Source organism: Kitasatospora sp. NPDC004531 (genome assembly GCF_053602195.1).
This window is the reverse complement of record NZ_JBSGDD010000162.1, coordinates 1-7638: the sequence shown is the minus strand read 5'-3', so window position 1 is coordinate 7638 and position 7638 is coordinate 1. Positions and strand designations below refer to the sequence as shown.

The window sequence follows — 7638 nt, the reverse complement described above, 5'->3', positions numbered from 1 at the left end:
GTCCCAAAACCACCGGAAGCCGGGTCGACCGCCGGGTCGGTCAGAGCGTACGGCGCATCGCCAGCCGCGGCCAGCGGTCCAGACCGAGCGCCGCCGGGCCGCCCGCCACCTGCCCGCCCGCCGCCGGGTGGTCCGGGCCGACCGTGGCGTGGTGGCCGTACAGGTGCACGGGCACCGGCCATGCGCCGCGCCGCTCCGGCTCCCCCGCCGTCAGCTCGTCCCGGGAGCCGAGCAACGCCAGCTCCACACCGCTGACCTGACGCTCCGTCAGTTCTCGGGCCAAGTCGGCGAAGAGGTCGCCCCACGGCCCGGCGTGCGCCACCCGCACGGCCCCGCCGGTTTCGAGCGGACGCTCCAGGACGTCCTCAGTCATCCGAAGTCCCGTCCGTGAGCAGCACCTTGACCACCTCGATCCGACCGGCCCGCAGGTCGGCCGGGCCGCACGCGGCGAGCAGCACGTCGCGACCGGCCGCCCGGAGCCGCTCCAGCACCTGCGGCCAGCTCAGCGGGTCGCCGAGCACGGCCTCGGCCGTTGTGGCGGCGGACAGCACGGCCGGGTCCAGCTCGCCGATCAGCGGGTCGCCGCCGTCGGTGCCGCCCGGTCCCGGGCCCGCCGGGTCGCGGTCGAGCTGCACGGCGGCCAGCAGGTCGCGGACGGCCTCCAGCACGGCGTCCCGCAGGCCGAGCCCGCTGCCGAGCGCCCAGCGGTGGCCGCCGGCGGCCGGGTCGGCGGCGCGGGCCAGCACCACCGGCAGCGGGTCGCCGTCGCCGCCCAGGCGCAGCAGCTCCAGCTCCAGGCCGTGGTTGTCCGCCGAGCGGCCCAGGAAGGTGAGCTGCGCGTCCTGCCGGAGCACCTCCGGCGGCAGGGCCGACGGCGCGAGTCGGCCGCGCAGGGCGCGGCGCAGCGCGTCGTACCCGAGGGCGGTGCGCAGGCCGCGCGCCACCGCCTCGGCCAGGGTGCCGCCGGCGCCCGTCCCGGCGGAGGTGGCCTCGAAGGCGCGCTCGCGGTTGTGCGGCCCGAAGGTGCGCAGCGCGGCCACCGGGACGAGCATCCGCCCGCCGGTCAGCAGCGAGGCGGCCGGGCTCCAGTGGCGCACCGTGCCGGCCGGGACGCCGCTGGCGGTGCTCAGCAACTCCGGCCGAACCCTGGGGAGTTCGGCGCTGTCCTCGGCCGTGACGGGTGGCACCGCGTGCTCGACGTAGACCTCGGCGGCGCGGTACAGGGCGCGCAGTCGGGCGCCCGCGACGTGGTGGACGTCGCCGGCCGAGACGGTGCGGCGGACGCCGGGGGCGAGGTGCAGGGTGACGGTGCCGGCCTTCAGCGGGGTCTGCCGCCAGTCGTCGTCCGCGTATCCGGCGAACACCCCGGCGTGCGGGCCCACCAGCACGGCGCGGGCGTCGAGTTCGGCGAGCGCGGCCTCGGAGGCGCCCTCCTCGGCGGAGAGGTCCTCCTCCCGCCCGGCCCCGGCGAGGTCGATGCCGCTGACGTCGCTGTCGGGGTGGGTGGCGCAGCGGGCGCAGCGCGGATGGGGGTGCAGGGGTTCGCCGACCACGTCGAGCGAGTCGAGGTCCTGGATCAGCAGGCGGCCGTCGGTCTCGGCGGGGAGGGCGCCGGTGGTGAGCCGGAAGACCTCGTAGCCGAGCAGGTTGCCGAGCATCGCGGCGAGCGGTCCGTGCGGCTGCGCGCCGCCGGTGGTGCGGGGGGCCTGCGGGGCGAGTGCCGCCCACAGGTCGGCGGCGGCGCCCGCGGGGGCGGCGGTGCCCAGGCGCAGCGCGGCGCACATCCAGCAGCCGGTGCGGTCGGCGGTCATCAGCGGGCCGATCACCGCGTCGGGGCCGATCGTCCAGGCGGGCAGCAGGGTGCGGCCGTCGGGTATTCCGGCCTCCAGCAGCCGGGCGGTCCGCCGGATTCCGTCGGGGCCGGTCGTCAACACCAGTGCGTGGCCGTCGAGTTCGGCCCAGGTGTGGTCGGTTTCGGCGGAGCCGAGCGCGCGGACGGTGACGGGGCAGCCGGCCTTGGCCAGCGCGGCGGTCTCGGTCTCGATCTCGGCCCAGCCCGGGTGTTCGGTCAGCGCGGGGTGCACGCCGACGGTGGCGCAGCCGTTGCGGATCAGGCTGAGCACGGCCCAGCGCGCGAGTTCGTCGTCGCCGAGGACGGCCACCGCGGTCCCGCGGAAGCGGTGGAAGCGCTCCTCGGCGTCGCCGACGTAGTGGTCGATGTACTCGATCTGCGGGCCGAACCGGGCGGTGACCTCGGGGGTCAGCGGCGAGGGGCCCTCGGGTGCGGGGCCGGCGTCGCGGGCGAAGCCCCGGGTGTAGAGGGTGCGGACCAGTTCGGTGAACATGCTGCGGTGGTGCTCGCCGAAGCCCTGGCTGATCTCGGCGACGGTGTGCCGGCCGTCGAGGTGGGGGACGATCAGCGAGGCGAAGCGGTAGGCGTCCTTGGCGGTGACGCCGAAGCCGCCGTGGGCGTTGTGGAACAGCACCCCCTCGGGGGTCTGGGTGTACAGCACGTCGCGCCGGATCCGTGGCCGGCTGTCGGCGATCTCCTCGAACGTGGGCATGTCCCTCACACCTCGGTGGTACGCGAACGGAGCGGCTCGGCGCCGCACGGACGGAAGCGGTCAGGCGCAGGACGCGGGTGGCTCCGCGTCCCGCTCCCCCGGGGCGCGGGCCCAACTGCCCGCCGCGGCACGGGTGAAGGCGCGCAGCAACTCGTGCACGTGGTAGTGGCCGCGGGGGCCTTCGGCGAGCAGCCCGGCCCGCACCAGGCCGGCCAGCACCACCTCGCCGCTCGCGGAGCCGGTCAACTCGACGGCCTCGCGGGCCGGTTCGCGGACGGCGAGGGCGGCGCGCGGCCCGACCGGGACGGCCCGGCGGACGGCCGGCGGGTGCTGTCCGGCGAGCGATTCGCCGCGCAGGACGGCGAGTTCGAGGCTGCGCAGGGCCGGCCCGGGTTCGACGCCGAGTTCCTCGCCCAGGTGGTCACGGACCCGCCGGTACTCGGCGAGCGCGTCGGCGCGCCGGCCGGTGCGGTGCAGCGCCTCGATCAGCTGCTCCCAGAACCGTTCGTGGGCGGGGTGCGAGCGGGCCAACGGCCAGAGCTCGGGCAGCACTTGGCGACATCGTCCGAGCGCGAGCTCGATGTCGTAGACGCGCTCGACGGTGCGCAGCCACTCCTCGGACAGTCGCGGCACCTCCTCGCGGTGCAGCACGTCGGAGTGCACGTTGCCCAGTACCGGCGGCTGCCAGAGCGCCAACCCGCTGCGCAGCAGGGCGAGTTCGGCGGCGGGCTCGGCCGCCCGGTCGGCCCGGGCGAGCAGCTCGCGGAACTCCAGCAGGTCCAGGGTGCGGGCGTCGACGGCCATCCGGTAGCCGCCGGGCAGCGCCTCGATGGCGCCGCCGGAGACGCCGTACTTGGCGAACAGCCGGCGCAGCCGCAGCACACAGGAGTGCAGGGCCGCCTTGGCGGTCGCCGGGATCTCCTCGCCCCAGATCGCCCGTTGCAGCGACTCCACCGGCACGACCGCGTTCGGCCTGGTCAGCAGGGCCGCCAACAGCGAGGCGGGCTTGGAGGGTTGGAGCACGGCGGTCTCCCGGCGGTCGGCGATCGCCAGCAGGCCGAGCACGGTGAATCTGGCGCCGGTTCCCGCTTCCGCTGCCATGGCCACCCCGCTCCCCTTCCGTTCTCCGCGACCGCCCCGGGCACGCAACAGGCAGCCCTCGGCGAACAATTGACATTTCGGTGCGCCACTGCCGATTCGGCGGCGATCCCGCGCCCGCCGGGGCCGGCGGCCCGGCCGCTACCGCCCAGTACGACAGGGCCAGACCGTATGAGCTGACGGATGGTCAAGTCAATGACCGCGCGCGGCTTTTCAGCGAATTTCTGCAAACGCTTGCATGTCCGCCGGGCAACCGCCTCCGGGCGATTCCCCTCGCGAACCCCCCAGTTCACACCGCTGCCCGACCCATGGAATTCGCATACGGAGCATAAGGTCGCACGGGACTTCTCCCCCACCGCAACACACCGCCCAAGGCCCGGCACGACAAACCTGGATCCGGGTAATCCACAGGCGATTCACAGGAATTGCCCAGACGGCGAAAACGGCAACCGCCGCGAACGGCCGACGTCCGGCAGGCCCGCCGCGGACCATCCATGATTGCGTACAGTCAACCAAAACGCCAGACCCGTGCGCCCCCGATCGAGTCCGCCTCCGGCCCCGACCGCCCGCCCACCGACTCCGGCCTGCCGCAACCGACCCGAGCGGGCCCGCACCACCGTTGTGCGCCGGGCGCATGACCCGGCACCGCCGCCGCGCGCCCTTGTTGCATCGCGCTCCCGTCGGCCAGGCTGCTTCCGGGCTCCCCCCTGCACCTCCACACCCCCACAACCCCACCGGCGTCCGACGGGACGATCCCCGGACGGTGCGCCGAGCAGAGAGGCGGAGTCACCATGACAGTGGTCCCCAGCGGACGGGCCTGGTCACCGGGCCGGCTGCGACGGTTGCGGCAGCGTGCGACGGCCCTCGCGGCAGCCGGCGCGCTCGGCGCCCTCGGCACCCTGCTGCCCGTGTCGCCGGCGCACGCGGACACCGGGACGGCGGCGCACCGCCTGGTCTACCTCGCCAACTCGCGCGCCAACTCGGTCACCGCCTACGACCCGGCGACCGCCTCCCCCGTCGCCACCATCCCGGTCGGCAGCTACCCGCAGTCGGTGGCGGTCTCCCCCGACGGCTCCCAGGCCTACGTCGTCAACAACGGCAGCGGCACGGTGTCCGTGCTCGACACCGCCTCCGGCACGATCGCCTCGACGATCACGGTCGGCCGGCTGCCCGGACCGGTGGCCTTCTCCCCGGACGGCTCCCGCGCCTACGTCGGCCACTACGCCAGCCCCCGGACGGGCGGCGTCGACATCATCGACACCGCCACCGGGACGGTCACCGCCACGGTGACGGTCGGCAGCCAGCCGTTCGGCATCGCGGTGGCCCCCGACGGCGCGCACGCGTACGTCGCCAACCTCATCGGCGGCAGCGTCTCGGTGATCGACACCGCCACCGGCTCCCTCGCCGAGACGATCACCGACAGCCGGATCTGGATGCCGACCGCCGTGGCGGTCTCCCCCGACGGCAGCCGCGTCTACAGCGCGAACTACGGCACCAACACCGTCTCGGTGATCGAGACCGCCACCAACACCGTGGCCCGCTCCATCCCGGTCGGCTCCGGACCGGGCAGCGTGTCGGTCACCCCGGACGGCGCGCGCGCCTACGTGGCCAACCAGACCGACAACACGGTCTCGGTGATCGACACCGCCACCGGCGCCGTCACCGGCACCGTCCCGGTCGGCGCCACCCCCGTCAGCGTGCTGGCCGACCCGGCCGGCGGCGTCGTCTACGTGGCCAACAGCCGCGACAACACCCTGTCGGTGATCGACACCGCCACCGACTCCGTCACCCGCACGGTCGGCACCGGGGCCGCCGCGTACAGCCTGGCCGTCGCCCCCGTCGCACCCACCGTGACGGGCGTCCGGGCCGGCCACGGGCCCGACGCCGGCGGCAACACCGTCACGATCGTCGGCACCCACCTGGCCGGCGCCAGGGCGGTCCGGTTCGGCGACGCGCCCGCCAACGGCATCACCGTCGTCAACGACACCACCCTGCGGGCGACCGTACCCGCCGGCGCCGGCGGCGCCGTCGACGTCCGGGTCACCACCCCCGCCGGCACCAGCGCCGCCACCCCCGCCGGCCGGTACACCTACGAGTACCCGTTCAGCGGCTTCCGGCCGCCGGTCGCCGACCCGCCCGCCGTCAACCGAATGCACGCCGGACGCGCCGTCCCGATCAAGTTCTCCCTCGGCGGCGACTTCGGCCCGAACGTCATCGCCCGCGACTACCCCGTCGCGCAGCACGTCGACTGCGCCACCGGCGCGCCCCTCGACCCGCCCACCCCGACCCGCACCACCGGGGAGAGCGCGCTGCAGTACGAACCCGCCGCCAACGGCTACAGCTACGTGTGGAAGACCGACCGGGCCTACGCCGGCACCTGCCAACTGTTCACCCTCGGCCTGACCGACGGCACCCTCCACACCGCCCGCTTCCAGTTCGACTGACACCGCCCCGCCCGACCACCCCAGCGCCCGCCCCCGAGGTCGATCCCTAGGGGGCGGGCCGCACCCACCGCCGACTTCTCCGTGCGATCCCCTACGCCCCTGACTGGACGTCAACTCCCTTTCCGCGTCCGTACGGTACGACCCATGAGCCGAATCCGTCGCACCGCCGCGGCCACCGCGCTGCTGCTCGCCCTGCCGCTGACCGCCGCCGCCACCGCCGCACCGGCCCTGGCCGCCCCCGCGCCGCCCGCCGCAGCCGCCCCGAGCTCCACGCGGATCGAACTCCCGCGCCCCACCGGGCCGTTCGCGGTCGGGCAGCAGATCCTGCAACTCGTCGACCAGGACCGCCCCGACCCGTGGGTGCCGTCCGCCGGCCCCCGCCGGCTGATGGTGTCGATGTACTACCCCGCCAAGCCCGGCACCGGTGAGCCCGCGCCGTACATGACCCCCGCGGCCGCGCGCCTGCTGCTCGACGCCAAGGTACCCGGCAACACCGTCCCCACCGAGACGCTCACGGACACCCGGACCTGGTCGCGGACCGACGCGAAGCCCCGCAACGGCCGCTACCCGCTGATCGTCCTCTCCCCCGGCTTCACCATGCCGCGCACCGAACTGACCTCCCTCGCCGAGGACTTGACCAGCCGCGGCTACCTCGTCGCACTGATCGACCACACCTACGAGAACTACGGCACCACCTTCCCCGACGGCCACACCACCGGCTGCGACATGTGCGGCAGGTTCAGGTCCCCCGAGGACTGGGCGCGCCTGGACGCCGCCCGGGCCACGGACGTCTCCTTCGTCCTCGACCGCCTCACCGACCGCCCGCACCCGGCCTGGCGCTACGCCCACCTGATCGACCGCGACCGCATCGGCATGGCCGGACACTCGGTCGGAGGCGCCGCCGCCGTACCGACCCTGCTCACCGACGACCGCGTCCGGGCCGGCGTGAACCTGGACGGCACCATGGACTTCCCCGTGCCCGCCACCGGCCTCGACGGCAAGCCGTTCCTGATGATCGGCCACCCCCTGGACGGCCGCGACGACACCACCTGGACGAGCGCCTGGACCGCCCTCGACGGCTGGAAGCGCTGGCTCACCGTCACCGGCTCCGACCACAGCACCTTCACCGACGTCCCCGTACTCGCCCGCGGACTCGGCCTGCCGAACCCGCCCGCCACCACCATCGCCCCCGAGCGCGGCATCCAGCTCACCCGCCAGTACGTCGCCGCCTTCTTCGACCTCCACCTCAAGGGCCTTCCCCAGCCCCTGCTCGACGGCCCGACCGCCGCCGAGCCGGAGATCCTCTTCCACCCCTGACCCTCCGCCCCGGTTTCGTTCGAGGACACACCATGGACCCACCGGGCGGCCACCGGGGCTTCGGAAGGCCGACGTCCGATAGCCGGAGCGGCGACCGGAAAGCTACGTTGAGTACCCGGCCGACCGCACCACGCGACCGGCGCTGCCCGCCTGATCCCGACGGGGCCCGCGAGTTGGTTCCGCTCCGAGAGTTTTGACCGCCGGACGGGCCCGGG

Annotated in this window: 5 protein-coding genes; 2 read left to right on the top strand and 3 right to left on the bottom strand. The window is 74.8% G+C overall.

Translation table 11 applies throughout. The annotated features are described in order from the left end of the window. Nucleotides 1-40: 40 nt before the first annotated feature. From ACWEMJ_RS33075 to ACWEMJ_RS33065, 3 genes are read right to left on the bottom strand one after another with little or no spacing between them, the layout of a single operon-like run. Nucleotides 41-373 carry a hypothetical protein gene (locus ACWEMJ_RS33075; protein WP_452140843.1) on the bottom strand — a complete coding sequence of 111 codons (333 nt, stop codon included), beginning with the start codon at nucleotides 371-373 and terminating at the stop codon, nucleotides 41-43. Then, on the bottom strand, nucleotides 366-2564 hold the full coding sequence (locus ACWEMJ_RS33070; RefSeq protein WP_452140842.1) for a TOMM precursor leader peptide-binding protein: 2199 nt from the start codon (nucleotides 2562-2564) through the stop codon (nucleotides 366-368). The genes ACWEMJ_RS33075 and ACWEMJ_RS33070 overlap by 8 nt, the downstream gene beginning before the upstream one ends. Before the next feature lie 60 nt (nucleotides 2565-2624). Further along, nucleotides 2625-3665 (bottom strand): AfsR/SARP family transcriptional regulator, encoded by a 1041-nt coding sequence (locus ACWEMJ_RS33065; RefSeq protein WP_452140841.1) that lies wholly within the window; start codon nucleotides 3663-3665, stop codon nucleotides 2625-2627. A gap of 788 nt (nucleotides 3666-4453) precedes the next feature. Between ACWEMJ_RS33065 and ACWEMJ_RS33060 the strand changes: the two genes are divergently transcribed. Both ACWEMJ_RS33060 and ACWEMJ_RS33055 read left to right on the top strand, forming a co-directional pair. After that, nucleotides 4454-6106 carry a PxKF domain-containing protein gene (locus ACWEMJ_RS33060; RefSeq protein WP_452140840.1) on the top strand — a complete coding sequence of 551 codons (1653 nt, stop codon included), beginning with the start codon at nucleotides 4454-4456 and terminating at the stop codon, nucleotides 6104-6106. Between the two features lie 144 nt (nucleotides 6107-6250). Then, nucleotides 6251-7423, top strand: coding sequence for an alpha/beta hydrolase family protein (locus ACWEMJ_RS33055; RefSeq protein WP_452140839.1), 1173 nt, complete (start codon nucleotides 6251-6253; stop codon nucleotides 7421-7423). The last annotated feature ends 215 nt before the right edge of the window (nucleotides 7424-7638 follow it).

What these genes read in the sequence shown, in the direction of transcription:
- ACWEMJ_RS33075 (WP_452140843.1), bottom strand. Translation starts at nt 373, where the DNA reads ATGACTGAGGACGTCCTGGAGCGTCCGCTCGAAACCGGCGGGGCCGTG.
- ACWEMJ_RS33070 (WP_452140842.1), bottom strand. Translation starts at nt 2,564, where the DNA reads ATGCCCACGTTCGAGGAGATCGCCGACAGCCGGCCACGGATCCGGCGC.
- ACWEMJ_RS33065 (WP_452140841.1), bottom strand. Translation starts at nt 3,665, where the DNA reads ATGGCAGCGGAAGCGGGAACCGGCGCCAGATTCACCGTGCTCGGCCTG.
- ACWEMJ_RS33060 (WP_452140840.1), top strand. Translation starts at nt 4,454, where the DNA reads ATGACAGTGGTCCCCAGCGGACGGGCCTGGTCACCGGGCCGGCTGCGA.
- ACWEMJ_RS33055 (WP_452140839.1), top strand. Translation starts at nt 6,251, where the DNA reads ATGAGCCGAATCCGTCGCACCGCCGCGGCCACCGCGCTGCTGCTCGCC.